At 71.5% G+C, this 16,481-nt stretch carries 13 protein-coding genes; 4 read left to right on the top strand and 9 right to left on the bottom strand.

Annotated features, from left to right (window positions below):
- Positions 1–13: 13 nt before the first annotated feature.
- Entirely contained in the window at positions 14–487 is a 474-nt protein-coding gene (locus tag Q0283_RS06535; protein ID WP_183524183.1) for a hypothetical protein, read from the top strand.
- Between the two features lie 155 nt (positions 488–642).
- Positions 643–1,011 carry a hypothetical protein gene (locus Q0283_RS06530; RefSeq protein ID WP_183524180.1) on the top strand — a complete coding sequence of 123 codons (369 nt, stop codon included), beginning with the start codon at positions 643–645 and terminating at the stop codon, positions 1,009–1,011.
- A gap of 16 nt (positions 1,012–1,027) precedes the next feature.
- Here the strand turns inward: Q0283_RS06530 and Q0283_RS06525 are convergent, their stop codons facing one another.
- From Q0283_RS06525 to Q0283_RS06505, 5 genes are all read right to left on the bottom strand, one after another.
- Positions 1,028–2,701, bottom strand: a complete 1,674-nt coding sequence (locus Q0283_RS06525; RefSeq protein WP_183524178.1) for a serine/threonine-protein kinase — start codon at positions 2,699–2,701, stop codon at positions 1,028–1,030.
- Between the two features lie 3 nt (positions 2,702–2,704).
- Entirely contained in the window at positions 2,705–4,204 is a 1,500-nt protein-coding gene (locus tag Q0283_RS06520; protein ID WP_298043864.1) for a zinc ribbon domain-containing protein, read from the bottom strand.
- Positions 4,205–4,398: 194 nt separating this feature from the next.
- Positions 4,399–5,085, bottom strand: a complete 687-nt coding sequence (locus Q0283_RS06515) for a response regulator transcription factor (RefSeq protein ID WP_183524172.1) — start codon at positions 5,083–5,085, stop codon at positions 4,399–4,401.
- Complete coding sequence (locus Q0283_RS06510) at positions 5,082–6,254, bottom strand: sensor histidine kinase (RefSeq protein WP_298043862.1); 1,173 nt, start codon at positions 6,252–6,254, stop codon at positions 5,082–5,084. Before Q0283_RS06510 ends, Q0283_RS06515 begins: the two co-directional genes overlap by 4 nt.
- Positions 6,255–6,411: 157 nt before the next feature.
- Positions 6,412–7,539 carry an acyl-protein synthetase gene (locus Q0283_RS06505; RefSeq protein ID WP_183524166.1) on the bottom strand — a complete coding sequence of 376 codons (1,128 nt, stop codon included), beginning with the start codon at positions 7,537–7,539 and terminating at the stop codon, positions 6,412–6,414.
- 672 nt (positions 7,540–8,211) lie between these two features.
- On the opposite strand from Q0283_RS06505, the gene Q0283_RS06500 reads away from it, so the two are divergent.
- Positions 8,212–9,531 carry a heparan-alpha-glucosaminide N-acetyltransferase domain-containing protein gene (locus tag Q0283_RS06500; protein WP_183524163.1) on the top strand — a complete coding sequence of 440 codons (1,320 nt, stop codon included), beginning with the start codon at positions 8,212–8,214 and terminating at the stop codon, positions 9,529–9,531.
- 41 nt (positions 9,532–9,572) lie between these two features.
- Entirely contained in the window at positions 9,573–10,541 is a 969-nt protein-coding gene (locus Q0283_RS06495) for a ketopantoate reductase family protein (protein WP_298043858.1), read from the top strand.
- Between the two features lie 76 nt (positions 10,542–10,617).
- Here Q0283_RS06495 and Q0283_RS06490 read toward each other — a convergent pair whose 3' ends face one another.
- The 4 genes from Q0283_RS06490 to Q0283_RS06475 are packed head-to-tail and all read right to left on the bottom strand — an operon-like array spanning position 10,618 to position 16,460.
- Positions 10,618–11,781, bottom strand: a complete 1,164-nt coding sequence (locus Q0283_RS06490) for a pyridoxal-phosphate dependent enzyme (protein WP_183524160.1) — start codon at positions 11,779–11,781, stop codon at positions 10,618–10,620.
- A gap of 54 nt (positions 11,782–11,835) precedes the next feature.
- Positions 11,836–12,903, bottom strand: a complete 1,068-nt coding sequence (gene sbnB, locus Q0283_RS06485) for a 2,3-diaminopropionate biosynthesis protein SbnB (protein ID WP_183524157.1) — start codon at positions 12,901–12,903, stop codon at positions 11,836–11,838.
- The gene (locus Q0283_RS06480; RefSeq protein WP_183524152.1) at positions 12,900–13,907 is read right to left on the bottom strand and encodes a TauD/TfdA family dioxygenase; all 1,008 of its coding nucleotides are present in this window, start codon (positions 13,905–13,907) and stop codon (positions 12,900–12,902) included. The genes sbnB and Q0283_RS06480 overlap by 4 nt, the downstream gene beginning before the upstream one ends.
- Before the next feature lie 15 nt (positions 13,908–13,922).
- A complete protein-coding gene (locus Q0283_RS06475; protein WP_298043851.1) occupies positions 13,923–16,460 on the bottom strand; it encodes an amino acid adenylation domain-containing protein in 2,538 nt (845 codons plus the stop codon).
- Between the last annotated feature and the right edge of the window lie 21 nt (positions 16,461–16,481).

The following is a 16,481-nucleotide window of genomic DNA, read 5'->3' as shown; positions in this document are numbered from 1 at the left end:
AAGGATCACCACCATGTCGCCTCTCAACCGAAAGATCGGTGCCACCCTCGCGGGCACGGCCTTCGCGGCATCCGCCCTCCTCGCCGGGGTTCCGGCCGCGACGGCGAGCACCGCCGGCGCGGACGGCTCTTCGGACGGCGAGTGGCATTACCGAGTGGTCTTCGACTACCTCGACTGCCACGACAACGAGGACCACAAGGGTTACGACGAGGTCTACATGAAGTTCGGTCACCACACCGTCTGGGGCCCCGAGGACATGGACGAGGGGGACCACTACGGGTTCGACGGCGCCTGGGCGGACGTCGACCACGATTTCAAGCTCAGCCTCTGGGACGAGGACCACGGACACCACGACGACGAGGACGACTACCTCGGACACGTCTGGATCGAGAAGCACGACTACGACGAGGGATGGCAGTACGCGACGTTCGACGACCACGGTGCGCACTACGAGCTCAAGTACAAGGTCGTGAGGTACTGGGACTAGGCAGGCAGCCAGACCGGCACGCCACCGGGTGCGGGGTCCACGCCACGGCCGGATCCCGCACCCCGCCGGATATCCGGCCACCGCACCCGCACCCGCACCCGCACCCGCACCCGCACCCGCACCCGCACGAACTCAGCAGACCACGAGGGAAGACCATGACCATCGTCTCGACCACCAGTTCCCCGGCCACCGGCACCGCGGTGGTCACCACCGCCACCGGCCGCCGGGTCGAGGAGACGTTCACGAGCCGCGGTGCCTCGTACGGCACCCTGGCCGCGGTCGCCACCCGGTTGGCGGTGCTCGCCGTCGAGGACACCCTGAACGGCCCGAGTGAGGACCGCACCCTGGAGCGCATCAGCCTGGTGGAGCACCTGCTGCGGTACGCCAACGCGCAGGGGTCCACCCGGCCGGCCGCCGCCCTCCGGAAGGCGCTGAGCGGCATGCAGACCGCCCTGGACCGACCGGGCACCGCGGTGCTGTCCGTCCTGGAGGAATTGAGCCTGGCCACCTGCCAGACCCAGTGACCCCGGGGCCGGGCGGTCAGCCGGTCCGGCGCAGAGATGCGGTGACCTCGTCGAAGACCTCCGCACGCTCGTGGAAGAGCGGCGAGGGGGCGAAGAACACCAGCAACTGGGCGGGGTCCGCCTCGACGACCAGGACCCGGACCTGCAGGGTGGCGGTGGGCAATTGCACGGATCCCTCCATGACCTGCCCCGTCAGGTCCCCGACGGTGGCCTCCCCGCGGTGGACCAGATACGCCTCCCGGCCGGGCAGGAGGGCCTCCGCCGCATCGACCCGGGCGGCCGGGGACTGACCCTCCAGCCCGGTGGGACGGTGGTAGATGGCCAGGCCGACGACACCGGACGGGTCGTCGGCCGCGGTGCGGCCCACGGCCGCAGGCGCCTCCGGGTCATCGGCGAAGAAGGCGGTGAGGTCCGCCGGGGACAGCACGCTGACCGTGCTGTCCCCGGCCTGGTGGGTGCGGGCGGTCCAGCTCTCCGGGACATCGAGGGTGTAGGGCACTCCCTCCGCACGGAAGGGCACGTACTTCTCCCCCGGTGACCACCGGGCCAGCACCAGGCCGAGGCCAAGGAGCAGGAGGAGCACCGCGCCCAGCACGATCATCCGGCGGGTGCGTCCTCCCACCCGGGGCACCGCGCGGTGCCGGGAGCCTCCGTGCTGGTCCGGGCGGGGACCGGGCCCCGGACCGCCTCCGGTGTCCGCCGGCCGTCCGGGCTCGGCGCGGACGTCGTCATCGCCACCGTGCGCCGGTCCGTCACCGGCCGGCTCGGTGGTGGCGTCCGGTGGGGGTGGCGGGACGCGCCCGGCGTCGGTGGCCGGGGCCCCGGACATCAGGCCGACCAGCGCACCGCAGGAGGGGGGCCGGTCCGCCCGGTCCCTCGCCATGCCCCGGAGGATCGCGGACTCGACGACGGCCGGGACGTCGGGGCGTTCGCCGGCGAGCCGTGGTGGCTTCCCGGCCAGGTGGGCCCGGAGCCGTGCCTCCTCGTCCCCCTCCCCGTCCGCTTCGTCGAACGGCGGGCGACCGGTGAGCAGTGCGAACGCCACGCACGCCAACGCGTACACGTCCGCCCGGCCGTCGACGTCCCCACCGCGGATCTGCTCGGGTGCGAGGTAGTCCACGGTGCCGGGGACCTGGGCCGGGGTGGCGGCCCCGCTGGCGATCGCCATCGGCCTGCCCAGGCCGAAGCCGGCCAGGTAGACGTGGCGGTGGCCGTCCGCGCCGTCGGCGGGGAGGGGATCCTCGGACAGCAGGATGTTGCCGGGCCGGACGTCGCGGTGGATCACCCCGGCCTCATGGGCGGCGTCCAGGGCGGCGGCCGTCTCGGTCAGGATGCGCAGTGCCTCTGGCAGCGGGAGGGGGCCGCGCCGGTCGAGCTCGGACTGGAGGTCCGTCCCGCGGACGTGGTGCATGGCGGCGTACAGCAGCCCCGACCATTCCCCGGTCCCGTACACGGGCAGGATGTTCGGGTGGTCCATGGAGGCCACGAGCCGGGACTCGCGGTCGAACCGCCGGCTGAACTCGTGATCGGCCGAGAGTTCCGGGGCGAGGAGCCTGAGGGCCACCGGACGGTCGTGCTCGACGTCCAGGGCCCGGTAGACGACGCCCCTGCTGCCCCGGGCGATCAGTGACTGGACGCGGTACCCCGCGACCTCCGCCCCCGGTCCCAGGGAATTCCTCGGGCTGTCCACGGATCAGCCGACCGGGTGACCGCAACCGGTGCAGAATCGCGCTCCCGGGCCCACCGCCGCGCCACACTGGGCGCAGAACCGTCGACCGTCGAACCCGTCCGGGGCGGGGCCGGTCCGTGCGTCGACGGTAGCGTCGTCGCCGTGGTCCGGCGCCGCATCCGGCGGTGCCGGCGCATCGGCCGACCGGGAGTGCCGAGGGGCGGGGTCCGGGTGCGTGTCGCCCCGCCACCTCGCCGGGAGGACTGACGCCACGGACGCGGGGACGGAGCGCCAGCGGCCGGTCTCCGGAGGCCGGCTGTCGGCACCGGCGGTCGCGGGCGTCCGGCGTCGCCCCAGGACGAGGGCCGCGACGATGCCCGCCACGAGCAGGGCGCCGATCAGGATGGCCAGGAAGGCACCCCACCGCAGGCCTCCCGTCTCCTCCCCCGGCCCGGCGGCTGCCGCCGCGTCGGCGCTGTCGGTGGGCTCCGACGCCTGGGCCTGGTGGAGATGGCTCGTCGCCAGCGCGGAATCGTAGTACGTCAGGGACTCCTCGAGGGCACCCTGGGCCGATCTGCCGGGGTTGCCCGAGGCCAGATGATCGATCCCCCGGCGGAACACCACGTCGAACTTCGACGAGGACGGTTCCACACCGGCCTCGTCCATGGCCGCCCGGATCTGAGCGGCGGTCACGAGCGTCGCCGATCCGCCGTCCTGGGGCGGCCCGGCCAGTCCGATGACCTGCCCGGTCGAGGGGTCGACGACGGGTCCGCCGGACACGCCTGCGCCGAACGGCCCGGTCAGGTCCTCCGGGGAGCTGATCACGTCAGTGGCGGCGTCCAGCGTCACCGGGAGCTGCACCGGTCCGTGCTCCGGTCCAGGCCGGCGCGTGAAGCCGAGCAGGAGGTCGTCCGCACCGGGGGCCGCGTCCGCTGCCGCGACCGTGGCGGTGGGCGCACCCCCGCCGCCGCTGATCCGCAGCAGGGCCACGTCCCCGGGCCCGGACGGGGAGTTGAGCAGTTCGGCCATGACGCCACCGGGCTCCGTCGTGTAGGTGCGCACGTGGTACTGCGGTACCCGGAAGTGCACGCAGTGCGTGACCTGGTCGTAGCAGTGCTGCAGGTGCGGACCCCAGTACGGATCCGGGGTGGAACCCCGCTTGGCCGGGTCGCCGTCGTTGCCGACGATGGCGACGCCGATGACGTCGGCGAACAGCTCATTGGCGGCGTAGACGGCCACCTGGTCCGCGTCCACGCGGATGTTCTCCCACGTGGTGGCCACGACGCCGTCCGCGGACACCAGCACGCCCGTCCCGGCCCCCAGGGGCACGGTGGTCCGGCCGCGGGCGATCTCCACCTCACCGGAGGAGTGGTCGATGTGGACGATCTCGGCCACGGCACTGAGTTCGACGCGGACGAGGGCGGCCTTAGTCCCCTCCGTGCCGCTGTGGAGCTCGGCCGACGCGGACGGGGCGGGGCTTCCGGCCGCCGTCAGGCACACCAGGGCGACGATGCCGAGAAGCACCCGGACCAGTGGGACACGCGCCCGTCCCCCGGCGAAGCATTCAGCCGACGCTGGCACGGATCCATTGTTGACGAGCAAGCTTCTCACTGTTGCCCCGTCCCTGGGCCAAGAGGTTCCACGATGCCTGGGCAGAGGGTAGCAGTTCGCCCCGTGACCCGGAACACATGCCCGTCCGCGGGCCCGTCTCGGTGTGGTCACGGTCGTGGCGGCATCGGATCGTTGGGGCCCACCAGTCCCTCGCGGTAGGCCACGGCCACCGCTCCGGCCCGGTCGTGCACGCCGAGCTTCGTCAGGATCCGGTTCAGGTGGGTCTTGACGGTCGCCTCACTGAGGAACAGGTGCTCGGCCATCGCCCTGCTGCCCAGGCCGTGGGCGAGGAGGATGAGCACCTCCCGTTCGCGATGGGTGAGGCGGCCCATGAGGTCGCCGCGCGGCAGCAGCGACTCCGGCCGTCCCTTGAACTCCGCCAGCAGTCGCTTGGCGACCGCGGGGGCGAGCCAGGCGTCTCCGCGGGCGACGGCATGGACGGCCGCGACCAGCTCGTCCGGCGCCGCGTCCTTGAGGACGAAACCGGAGGCACCGGCGCGCAGGGCACCGTGCACGGCCTCGTCCACATGGAAGGTCGACAGCACCAGGACCCCCGGCTGCGGCGCACCGGCCTCCTGTTCGTCGAGGATCCGCCGCGTCGCCTCGACCCCGTCCATCACCGGCATGCGGACGTCCATCACGACGACGTCCGGTGCGGTCTGGCGGGCGCGCAGCACGGCCGCACGGCCATCGCCCACGACGTCCACGACCTCGATGTCGTCCTCGGCTCCGAGGATCATGGCGATACCGGTCCGGACCAGGGGTTCGTCGTCGGCGAGCAGGACGCGGATCATGGTGTCACCGCCGGCAGGGTGGCGCGGACCCGGTAACCGCCGCCGTCCACCGGCCCGGTGTGGATCTCCCCGCCCATGAGCTTGATCCGCTCGTGGAGTCCGGCCAGGCCATACCCGCTGGTCAGCTCCTGGGCCACGCTGCTGACGGTGCCGGAACCGTCGTCGGTCACCTCGACCGTGACGGTGTCATCCACGCGGGCCACGCTCACGCGGACGCGCGTGCCCGGCCCGGCATGGCGGACCACGTTGGTCAGGGCCTCCTGAACGACCCGGTACACGCTCAGTTCGACGCTGGAGTGGAGCCGCCCCTCCAGGCCCGAGGTCGAGAGATCGACGGTGACCCCGGCGGCCCTGGTCTGCTCGACGAGGGGATCGAGGTCCTCGAGGCCGGCGATCATCCCGGCCTCGAGCGCCTCCTCATCCGTGCTGCCCACGGTGCGGAGCACCTGGAGCAGGCGGCGCAGCTCGGCCATCGCCTGCTTGCCGACCTCCTCCACGGAGGCGAGCGCCGTCTCGGCCGAGACGGGGTCCTTGACCAGCAGCCGCCGGGCGCCGGAGGCCTGCAGGACCATCACGGTGACCGCGTGGGCCACGATGTCGTGCAGTTCCCGGGCGATCCGCAGCCTCTCGTCCGCGACGGCCTTCGCGGCCCTGGCCTCACTCGTCCTGACGAGCTCACGGGACCGGCGCCGGGACTCGGCGGCCCAGCGCCCCAGGAACCAGGCTGCGAGGTCGAAGACCACCAGGGCGACGCCGACGACCAGGACGGTCGTCCACGGGTTCCCCTCCCTCGTGGCCAGGGAGGCCTGGTAGGACAGGTTGACGGCATGGGTGCCCAGGATGGCCGCGAGGCACCAGCCGCTGTACCGGGCCGGGCGCAGCGCCGCGGCGGTGAAGACGGCCACCAGGAGACTGGCCAGGGGGCGTGACCCCACCGTCAGGGTCAGGGCGGCGGCGTAACCGCACAGGATCAGGCAGATCAGGACCGGTGCGCGCCGCCGGAGGAACAGGACGGGCACCATCGCGAGATTCAGCACGACCACCGTCACGGACGGTGGTCCGAGCGCGGACCATCCGGCGTAGGGCACCCCCGTGAACAGCAGCGTGTCCAGGGCCACCGCCCCGAGGGCGATCTTCACGTCCCGGCCGGAGACGATGGGCGAGATCATCGCGCATCACCCCCGGCCTGACGGACCGCGCTCCGGGCCCCGAGGGGGCCCCACGGCCGGCGCCCCGTGCCCATCATCGCCGGAACGGCTTACCGGTCTCGACTGAACTCATGATCTTCCGTCCCGACCGCCCTTCCAGGGACTGGCGGTGCTGCACTCATGCGGGTTGGGCCGAGGCGTACCGGCCCGAACCCATGTACCGCTCGATGCTCACGGCGCTGCGGTCGAGTTCACCCCCCTGCCTCCGGTGGCGGAAGGTGATGACCTGCCCGGTCCGGCCGCAGGCACAGGTGCCGGTCTCGACCTCCCCCACGTCGTCGGTGAGGAGGAAGCCCGGATAACTGGTGTTGACGGCGTCCAGGACGGCGATCATGCCGGTCTGCCCGGCGGCGACCTCCCTGGTGACGTCGTGGACGTCCCGGATGGACACAAAGCACCACGGTGGCACGTGCTTGCGATGCAGGTGGCACTCGACCGCGAGCAGGTCCGACTCGATCAGTCCGTACATGTCCCGGACGTTCTCCCGGCTGACGCCCAGCCGGTGATGGCATTCGTCCCGGAAGTCCTCGGCGGAGACGGCCTCACCCGGGTAGCGCTTCCAGCCACCCAGGGTGATGACCATGCTGTAGGGGTCCAGGAAGACGTTGATTCCCTCGAGCTCGAGGAAGCGCAGGAACCGACGCACGAGGAACGGGGGCCCGATGATGTGCCGGGTCATCAGGCCCTTCCACTTCCGCAGGTACTCCAGGGCGTCGGCGGGATCGAAGACGTTGTCACTGACGAGGTAGGCGTGGTCGTCGAGGATGCCGTTGAGGATGTTGAAGACCTTGGCCATGCCGTTCTCCGGGGCGTCGGCGGAGGACGGGCTCAGGAAGAGTCCCGCTCCCCCGGACAGGCCAAAGAATTCCCGGTACGTGCCGGTCAGCCCGATCAGTGCACGGGTCACCGTCTCGGCGTCGCGGCGCACGACCGAGGACACCCCGCTGGTCCCCGTGGACCGGGCCTCGGTCTCGACCTTGGACAGGGGGCAGGTGAGCAGGACGCGGGCATCGGCCCGCTTGAACAGGCTGACGGGCAACAGGGGCAGGCGCTGAAGGTCCTCGAGTTCGTGCAGCGCGGCGGGGTCCACCCCCACGGCGTCGCACTGGGCACGGTAGAAGCCGTTCCTGGCCGCGTGGTAGATGGCGGCGTCCCGCACGACGGTGGTGACCGACCGCGCCCAGTCGTCCGGGGTCTGGTGGTGCGCTGCCGACACGTCGCCGAGGATCTGCGACAAGGAGAACATGGTCCTATCTCCCCGTGGTCTCGACGGCCGCCACGGTGGCGGCGGCACGGGTGTACCGGACAGGCAACACACCCGCGTGATCGCCGGAGGCATGGGTGATCTGGTGGTTGGCTCGCATGAGACTGCCCCTCTGCAATTCGTTCTTCCCAGCAGTTCGGCTCACCGATGGGCTCGAACTGTCCCTATGTCAGTCAATGATGGTTGCGAGGACACCAGAAAGGATCCTCCCGCAGCGGTACTTTGGGAATACCTGCGATGCGGTAGACCTCGTACTGTTCATTGCGTACGCGGCGCGCAGGGGACCTCATAGAAAACGCACAGCATCGCCATGATTGCGACCGCCCCGCGCCCGGTGCTGGACTTGATCACCGGCCCGGTCATGTGGATCCAGGGGATGGTTCACAGCGACATACCGCGGCTGGCATCACTCAGAATGGCCGGCATCCCGGTCGGAGCACACCGACTGCGGTCGGAAGCATGGCCCGATCGTCGTGCCCCGGTCCATTCGGTATCCACCACACTCTGTAGCGCCGGGATACCGCCCGTGGCGGACGCTTCTGAGCCGACTCCCGCGCATTCTTGGAGGCACACGGTGTCCCGCTCCTGCAGGTCCAGCCGCAGCTGACGGGGCCACACCACCCATCCACCTCCTCAATCCGCAAGGTCGATCCCATGTCTCCACATCCGCTGGCCAGTGCACCCGCACCTCGTACTCCCCGTGAGGCGGTACCGCCGTCATCACGGCGTGCCCTGGGCGTCGACGTGGCCCGGGCGCTTGCCCTGATCGGCATGGTCTCCGTCCACGTCCTCCCGGAGGAGAACCGGGAGGGCGGCATGAGCCTGGCCTTCGGCATCGCCGGCGGGCGTGGCGCAGCCCTGTTCGCCCTGCTTGCCGGGGTCTCCATCGCGTTCGTGGAGAAGCGGTCCCGCGGGGACTTCTCGGGCCGCGCCCTGGCGGCCGACCGGGCGGCCCTGGTCGTCCGTGGACTGCTGATCCTGCTGGCCGGCCTGATGCTGGGGCACCTGGACACGCCGATCGCCACGATCATCCCCTACTTCGGTGTCCTGTTCCTGCTGGCCCTGCCGTTCTACGGCCGGTCATCGCGCGTGCTGCTCGTGGCCGCGGCCGTCTTCGTCGTCCTCGGGCCCATCCTGAGGCAACTGCTCAATCTCCACGGCCTCATCCCGGAACAGGCCGATCCGGACGCCGACTACACGCTGGTCACCGCAGCCCAGCAACCGCTGCCGTTCCTCTCGGACATGGTGGTGACCGGCTTCTACCCGGCGGCCATGTGGATGGTCTACCTCTGCGTGGGCATGGTCATCGGACGGCAGGCACTGACGTCCCGCACGCTGGCGCTCAGGCTCCTGGGCTGGGGCTCGGCGCTGGCCGCCGCGGCCTGGGCCCTGTCGATGTTCCTGCTCGGCCCCGTCGGCGGCCTGCAGCGCCTGATCGGGGCGACTCCGGAACTCGATGCGGACGAGATCGCCGAGGTGCTGACCTTCGGTCCGGAGACGACCCTGCTGCCGGATTCGTCCTGGTGGTGGCTGGCCACCGTCGCGCCCTACTCCGAGACCCCGCTGAGCACGCTCCACACGCTGGGGGCGGCCATGGCCGTGCTGGGCTTCGCCCTGCTCATCACCCGCGGCGGGGGCAGGGTCTTCACGCCCTTCACCGCGATCGGTGCGATGACGCTGACCCTCTACTCGGCCCACTGCATCGTCATGATGCTCGAGATCCTGCCGGAGGACCAGCCGGTCGTGAACCTGTGGATCCAGGTCATCTCCTTCATGCTGTTCGCGCTGATGTGGCGCAGCTCCCTGGGCAAGGGCCCCCTGGAGGCGATCATCTCCGAGTCCAGCGACTGGACCCGGCGGCGCGTGCGGGAGGGGTGGGCGAAGCCCTCGCCCAGCGTCCCCCCGCTGGAGGCTCCGTCCCCGGACGGGGACCGGACAGCCGCACCGGAGCAACACCGGGGATCAGCCCGATGAACAGCCCGTCCCTCACACCCATCCGCACGACACGAGGAAAGATGACCATGAAGACTCTGATTGTGGGAGCCGGAGCCACCGGCGGGTACTTCGGGACCCGTCTGGTCCAGGCCGGACGTGACATCACGTTCCTGGTCCGTCCACCCCGCGCCGAGCAGTTGCGCCAGGGCCTCCGCGTCTACGGGCCGGGGTACGACGAGACGATTCCCGTCCGGGCCGTCACGGCCCGCGAGCTGGACGGTCCCTACGACCTGATCCTGCTCATGACCAAGGCCTGGGCCCTGGAGCAGGCCATGGAGGACATCGCCCCGGCCGTGGGACCGGACACCGCCATCCTGCCGCTGCTCAACGGCATGGCCCACCTGGAGCGGGTCAACGCCCGCTTCGGCCGCGGTGCCGTGCTGGGCGGGATCGTCCGCGTGGTCACCACGGTCACCCCGGAGGGTGCGGTCTTCCAGCTGAAACCGCACGCCACGATGATCTTCGGCGAACAGGACCGGCGAGGCACGGACCGCGCGGCCCGCATCCAGCAGGAACTGTCGGTACCGGGGTACGACCTGGTCCTGGACGAGGACATCCTGGCCGCGATGTGGCACAAGTGGGCCTTCATCGTGGCCGGGGGGACCACCACGTGCCTGATGCGTGGCACCATCGGCGCCATCCTGGCCACCCCCGGCGGCAGGGAGTTCGTCCTGGAGGTCATCGACCAGACCGAACGGGTCGCCGCGGCGGCCGGATACCCCGTCTCGGACGCCGCGCACGCGGCGAGCCTGGAGATGTTCACCGAACCCGGGTCCGTGTTCACCTCCTCCCTCTACCGGGACCTGACCGCCGGGTTCTCGCACGAGGGGGAACACCTGCTCGGGGAGTTCGTGGCCACGGCGGAGCGGTACGGCGTGGAGGTCCCCCTGACCCGGCTGGCCCTGACCCACGTGCGGGTGCACGACCAGACCGCCACGCGAGCCGACCGTCCGGCCCAGCCGGGTCCGGTGCGATTGGCCACCCTGTGAGGACCACCGTCTGGTCCGCTCACCCCCGGGGACCGGGCACCGGGCCGCCGATGCGGGTGGGTCGGCTGCCCGGCCCTCACCGGGGGGCGTCCGCGAGGGCCGTCCGCACGTCGTCCAGCCGGCGGGCCACGGTCACCCGGTCCCGGGACGGGGACCCGGACGCCTTGACCTCACGTCCGGTGACCAGCACCACGACGGTCTCCCCGGGCTGCACCACGCCCTCGCGCAGGGCACCCCGCAGGCCGGCCACGGAGGCGGCCCCGGCCGGTTCCGCACCGACGCCGGCCGTGGCGGCCAGCAGGCCGACGGCCGCCAGCAGTTCCGCGTCGCTCACCGCGACCATGGTCCCGTCGCTGGAGCGGATGGCCTGGAGCACCGCCTCACCGATAGCCGGCCGCAGCACGGCGATCCCGTCGGCGACGGTCGCCCCCGCATCCAGTTCACCGGGACCCGGATCGGTGCCCGACCACGCGCGCACCAGCGGTTGGCACGCCGCGGCCTGCACACCCACCAGACGGGGCGTCCGGGCGGCGACGCCGCAGGCGACGAGCTCGTCGAAGCCCTTGGCGAGCGCCACGAGCGTGGGGCCGTCACCCACCGGGGCGACCATCACGTCCGGCATGCGCCGGCCGAGCTGCTCCCAGACCTCCAGCGCGACGGTCTTCTTCGCCTCCGTCGTCAGCGGGTTCACCCCGGTGTTCCGGTCCACCCAGCCGAACTCCTCGACGGCTGCACGCGAGAGGTCCACGGCGGCGGCGTAGCCATCGGGGACCTGGAACACCCAGGCCCCCGCCTGGGTCATCAGCGCGAGCTTCTCCTCCTGGCAGTCGGTCGAGACGAAGATGACGGCGCGCATTCCGGCGGCGGCCGCCCCGAAGGCCGTGGCCACCGCGGCGTTGCCCGTGGAGGCCGTCGTGATGGTGTCCCGGCCGTGCCGCAGCCCGTCCTCGATCACCAGCGCCGTGGCCCGGTCCTTGTTGGACGCCGTCGGGCCACGGGTCTCGTCCTTGACCCACAGGCCCGCGACGCCCAGCGCGCCTCGCAGGGCCGGGACCGCGAGCAGGGGCGTGCCGCCGACGGGCAACGGGTAGCGCACCGGCCCCTCGGCCACGGGCAGCAGCGCCCGGTACCGCCACATCGTGAACGATCCCGGCTCCCCGTCCGGGACCAGGGCGGGACCGTAGTCGTACTGCAGCCACTCGCACCCGGCGGTGCGCGCCGAACCGGTCACCCTGCCCATTCCGCGTCCGCCTCCCCCGTGTCCGTGTCCGTGTCCGTGTCCGGGCGAACCGTCTCAGCCATACCGGCTCAGCTCGGTGAAGAAGTCCTCGACCACCTGGAGCCGGCCGCTGCGGGCCATGTCGTCATAGACGTACTTGCCCACGGCCAGGTCGAGCACGCCCAGGCCGAATGGTGAGAAGACCACCGGGCGGTCCTCCGGCAGCGGGACCGTGCCGGCCATGACATCGGCCAGGGTGCCGGCCACGAAGTCCCGATGACCGACCATCTGCTCCACGAGGTGCGCGGACGTCCCGGCCTTCAGGCAGTGGTCGACGTCGTCCAGGACGTTGGTCGACGCCAGCAGGATCTCCGGGTCCAGGTCACGCAGGGACACGTGCAGCACCAGCGGGTTGTGCTCGAACCAGGAGAGGTCGTGCACGTGCGGCTGGGACGCGATGGTCGCGAACACGACGAGGTCACTGCTCCGGATCAACTGCTCGGGGCTGTCGTGCACGGTCACCCGGGCGGCCGTGCCGCTCCGTTCGAGATACCCCTTGAATCCCTCTCCGCTCTCGCCCGAGAGGTCGTACACCCCGATCTCGTCGAAGGACCAGTCCGTCGCGTCCAGGAAGGTGTGGATGTACCGCGCGATGAGGCCCACGCCGAAGAACCCGACGCGTCGGGGCCGGCCCCGTCCCCTGCTGAGCCAGTCCGCGGCCGCGGCCGCCGAGGCGGCCGTCCTGGAGGCACTGATGATGGAGCTCTCCATGCAGGCGAAGGGGTAGCCCGTCGCCCGGTCGTTGAGGATCAGCACCGCGGAGGCGCGGGGTATCCCGGACCTCACGTTGTCCGGGAAGCTCGAGACCCACTTGATGCCGTCGACCCCGACGCTGCCGCCGATCGAGGCGGGCAGGGCGATGATGCGCGCGGTGGGCCGGTCCGGGAAGGTCAGGAAGTACGACGGGGGGTTCACCGAGTCCCCGGCCGCGTGCACCCGGTAGGTCTCCTCGACCAGCTCGACGACCTGCCGCTCCCGGCCCTGGAGCGCCTGCTGCACCTGGGCACCGGGGATGACGGCGAACGGGGGGACGGTCCTCGGTTCCGGGGTGGCGACCGGGGAGACGGTGGGATCCTCCTTCATCGCACGTCCTCCCGCCCCGTGGTCACGAGGTCGGACACCCGCCGCGGCTCGGCCATCCCCACGAGGATCTCCCGAGGGCCCTCGTAGGCCTCACGGCTGTGGGCCGTGCTCACGTTGTCGACGAGCATGAGGTCCCCGGCCTCCCACGGCGTCCGCAGGGTGTGGGCCTCGTAGACCTCGTTCACCAGGGTGATGACGTCCTCCCCGATCGGGTCGCCGTTGCCGAAACGGGTGTTGAACGGCAGTCCGTCGGGACCGTAGACGTCCACCAGGTACTCCCGGATCTCCGGGGCGATCGTCCATTCGTTCAGGAACGCGACCTGGTTGAACCAGCAGCGCTGGCCCGTCACCGGGTGCCGCACCACGGCGGGGCGGCGTTGCCGGGTCCGGAGCTCCCCGTCGGGCTGCCACTCGAACTCGATCTCGTGGGCCCGGCAGTAGTCCTCGACCGCGGCGCGGTCACCGACCCCCAAGGCCTCCTCGTAGGAGGCCCCGACGTCCTCGTTGTAGCTGCGGGCGAGCAACCACCCCTCGTCCTCGAACCGCCGGACGAGGTCCGGGGGAAGGGCCTCCAGCACGGTGCGGGCGTCCGCGACACCGGTCACCCCTCCGGTGGCGGGTGCCTCGAGGCAGGCGAACAGCAACAGGCCGGGGAACTCGAGCGCGTAGCTGAGCTCATGGTGCATGCACATGGGCTGGTTGGCTGGCCACGTGAGCGACGAGTACACGCCCTCGGCGTGCTGCCGCCGGGCGGCGAACGCCTCCCGGTCGGGCATGAGTCCGCCCGGGGCCAGCCGGTGGAACACGGCGGCCACCTCGGCTGCGTCGCGGAGGCCGAGCCCACGGACCATGACGGCACCGTGCTCGTCCACCGCCGCGCGCAGTCCCTCCCGGTGCTGGTCGGCCCACTGGACGGGATCGGGGCCGTCCGCGACGGTGAGCATCGGTGTCCGGCCGGCCTCACGGTCCACGGCGAGCTGTGTTCTGGGTGAGGGGGATGACATGAGGGTCCTTTCGGGTCACAGGGAACGAGTGGGAGTGGTCAGCCGGTCACGGCCGGGGTCCTGGTCCGGGGGCGCGGAATGCGTGTCGAGCAGGCACGCCAGGTCGGCCAGGACCGGGGTCCGCATGACCTGCTGGAGCGAGACGGCGCGCTGGAGCAGCACGACGAGCTTCACGGCGGACAAGGAGGTGCCGCCCAGCTCGAAGAAGGAGTCCTGCCTGCTGATCCGCTCCGGCGGCAGGCCCAGGACCGATCCCCAGGCCCCGGCCAGCCGTTGCTCGGCGGCCGTGAGCTCCTCCGTGGGGGTGGGGTGTGCCACGGTGTCCTGCGCCATGCCGCCCAGGGTCTTCCGGTCGATCTTGCCGTTGCCGGTCAGGGGCAGGCGCTCCTGCCACCGGTACGCGGAGGGGACCATGTAGTCCGGGACCCGTCCGGCCATCCGGGTACGGAGCTCCTCCGCCTCGAGTGGACGGTCACCGGAGTAGAACGCCACGAGGAACGCGGACTGGTCGGGCCCCCGCCCGACGACGACGGCGCCGTCGCGGACGCCGGGAACCCCCAGCAGGGCGTTCTCGATCTCACCGATCTCGATGCGGAAGCCCCGGATCTTGACCTGGTTGTCACGCCGGCCCAGGAAGTCGAGCTTCCCGTCCGGACGCCACCGTCCGTAGTCACCGGTCCGGCAGATGCGCGCCCCCGCACGATGCGGGTCGTCGCCGAACATCGCCGCGGTGCGTTCCGGGTCGTTGACGTACCCGCGTCCCACGCACACGCCGGAGAACACGATCAGTCCCGGGGCGCCGAGCGGTACCGGGGTGCCGAACTCGTCGACGACGTCCACGTGGGTGTTGTTGATCGGCCGCCCGAGGGGGACCCCCGGCCCAGCCGGGGGCCGGTCCATGATCTCGTGCACCGCGTCGTCGGACGTCTCGGTGAGCCCATAGGTGTTGACCACGGGGATGTGGGGGTAGAGGGCGAACCAGCGCTGGACGAGCTCCTTCTTCAGGAAGTCGCCGGTGGGGCACACGCAGTGCAGGTCCGGCAGCTCGCGGGGGTGCTGCTCGAGGTAGGACACGATCACGTCGAGATAGGAGGGCACGACCTGGATGACGCCGGCGTGACCGTCCACGATCGTGTCGACGAACCGCTCCACGTCGAGGATGGCGTCCTGGTCGACGAGCAGGGTGCGCCCGCCGACCAGGAGGGCGGCGACGAGTTGCCACACCGAGATGTCGAAGCACTGCGGACCGGTCTGGGGAATCACCTCTCCCTCGCGCACGCCGAGGTCGTCGATCTTGGCCAGGATGTGGTTCAGCATCCCGGCGTGCTCGCACATCACGCCCTTCGGCTGCCCGGTGGAGCCGGACGTGAACAGGATGTAGGCCAGTTGACCGGCGGCGACGTCCACCCCGAGGTCGCCCTCCGGGTGATCCTCGGCGGCGAGGTCCTCGACGAAGAGCTCCGTGACGCCGGGCAGGATGGACAGGGCCTGGTCGAGCATCGCGGTACTGGCCCGTTCGGTCACCACCAGCGGGGACTCCGCGCGGGAGATGGCCGTGGCCATGCGCTCCGGCGGGAAGTGCGGCTCGAGCGGCAGGTAGGTCAGGCCTGCCTTCCAGATGGCCAGGACGGTCACCATCCAGTCCAGGTTCCGCTCCGTCACCACGGTGACGACGGTCTCCCGGTCGAGGCCCCAGGCCTGCAGCGCCCGGCCCAACCGGTTCGCCCGGGCGTTCAGCTCGCGGTAGGTCAGGAGGGCCTCCCCGTGCACCGCGGCGACCGCGTCGGGGGTGGACCCGGCCCGCTGCTCGAGCACCTCGTGGACGCGGAGGTCGGGAAGCTCCCGCCGGGGACCGGCGAGATCCTCCAGCTGGAAGCGCAACTCCTCGGGGGTGAGGAGGCAGGCGCGGGCGTGCTCGCCGTCCGGGTCCGCGGCCATGGCCGCCAGGGCCCGCGCGTGGTATCCGGCGATGCGGGCGGCGGCGGGCGCGTCTAGCGCATCGGTGCGGTACCGCAGCCGCAACCGGGCACCGCCCGCCTCGTTCGACACCGACAATTGGAGGACCGTGCCGTCGGCCGGCTCCCCCGGGGTGTCCCGTGGGATGAGCTCGGTCTCGAACACCGGCCCGCGCAGGCCCAGCTCCCGGCGGACACCGTCGAGGTCGACGCCGTGTCCGTCCTGCAGGTGCGATCGCAGCTCCCCCTCCAGGCGAGCCACGGAGGTCAGGAGATCGCGCCAGGAGCCCGGGTCGATCGTCAGCCGGCACGGCACCGGTTCGCCTCCGGGCGCCGTGCCGTAACCGGTCACGACCTCCCGTTCCCCGGCCAGCGTGGCGAGCACCCTGGCGTGGGCGGTCAGCAGGACCGCGTCCACCGACGTCCCCAGGCCGTCGGCCAGCCGGCGCAGCGCTCCCAGCAGGTCCTCGGGGAGGGCCTCGTGGTGCTCGCCGAGGCCGGGACGGGGGTCCAGCGTCCACCGCGGGATCGTGGTGAGTCCACCCGCGGCGAGCATGCCCCGCCAGAAAGCGCGTCCCGTGTCAGTCATCATGTCCATGTCTTGCTTTCCTGCTTTCCT

Origin of the sequence: uncultured Citricoccus sp., assembly GCF_937871995.1 — a bacterium.
Taxonomy (GTDB): Bacteria; Actinomycetota; Actinomycetes; order Actinomycetales; family Micrococcaceae; genus Citricoccus.
The sequence above is the reverse complement of the archived record's forward strand: the minus strand, read 5'-3'. Positions and strand labels throughout refer to the sequence as shown.

Coding starts and splice junctions, on each gene's coding strand:
- Q0283_RS06490 (WP_183524160.1), bottom strand. CDS start 11,781: ATGGGCAGGGTGACCGGTTCGGCGCGCACCGCCGGGTGCGAGTGGCTG.
- Q0283_RS06510 (WP_298043862.1), bottom strand. CDS start 6,254: ATGATCTCGCCCATCGTCTCCGGCCGGGACGTGAAGATCGCCCTCGGG.
- Q0283_RS06480 (WP_183524152.1), bottom strand. CDS start 13,907: ATGTCATCCCCCTCACCCAGAACACAGCTCGCCGTGGACCGTGAGGCC.
- Q0283_RS06505 (WP_183524166.1), bottom strand. CDS start 7,539: ATGTTCTCCTTGTCGCAGATCCTCGGCGACGTGTCGGCAGCGCACCAC.
- Q0283_RS06475 (WP_298043851.1), bottom strand. CDS start 16,460: ATGGACATGATGACTGACACGGGACGCGCTTTCTGGCGGGGCATGCTC.
- Q0283_RS06495 (WP_298043858.1), top strand. CDS start 9,573: ATGACCATGAAGACTCTGATTGTGGGAGCCGGAGCCACCGGCGGGTAC.
- Q0283_RS06530 (WP_183524180.1), top strand. CDS start 643: ATGACCATCGTCTCGACCACCAGTTCCCCGGCCACCGGCACCGCGGTG.
- Q0283_RS06535 (WP_183524183.1), top strand. CDS start 14: ATGTCGCCTCTCAACCGAAAGATCGGTGCCACCCTCGCGGGCACGGCC.
- Q0283_RS06500 (WP_183524163.1), top strand. CDS start 8,212: ATGTCTCCACATCCGCTGGCCAGTGCACCCGCACCTCGTACTCCCCGT.
- sbnB (WP_183524157.1), bottom strand. CDS start 12,903: ATGAAGGAGGATCCCACCGTCTCCCCGGTCGCCACCCCGGAACCGAGG.
- Q0283_RS06515 (WP_183524172.1), bottom strand. CDS start 5,085: ATGATCCGCGTCCTGCTCGCCGACGACGAACCCCTGGTCCGGACCGGT.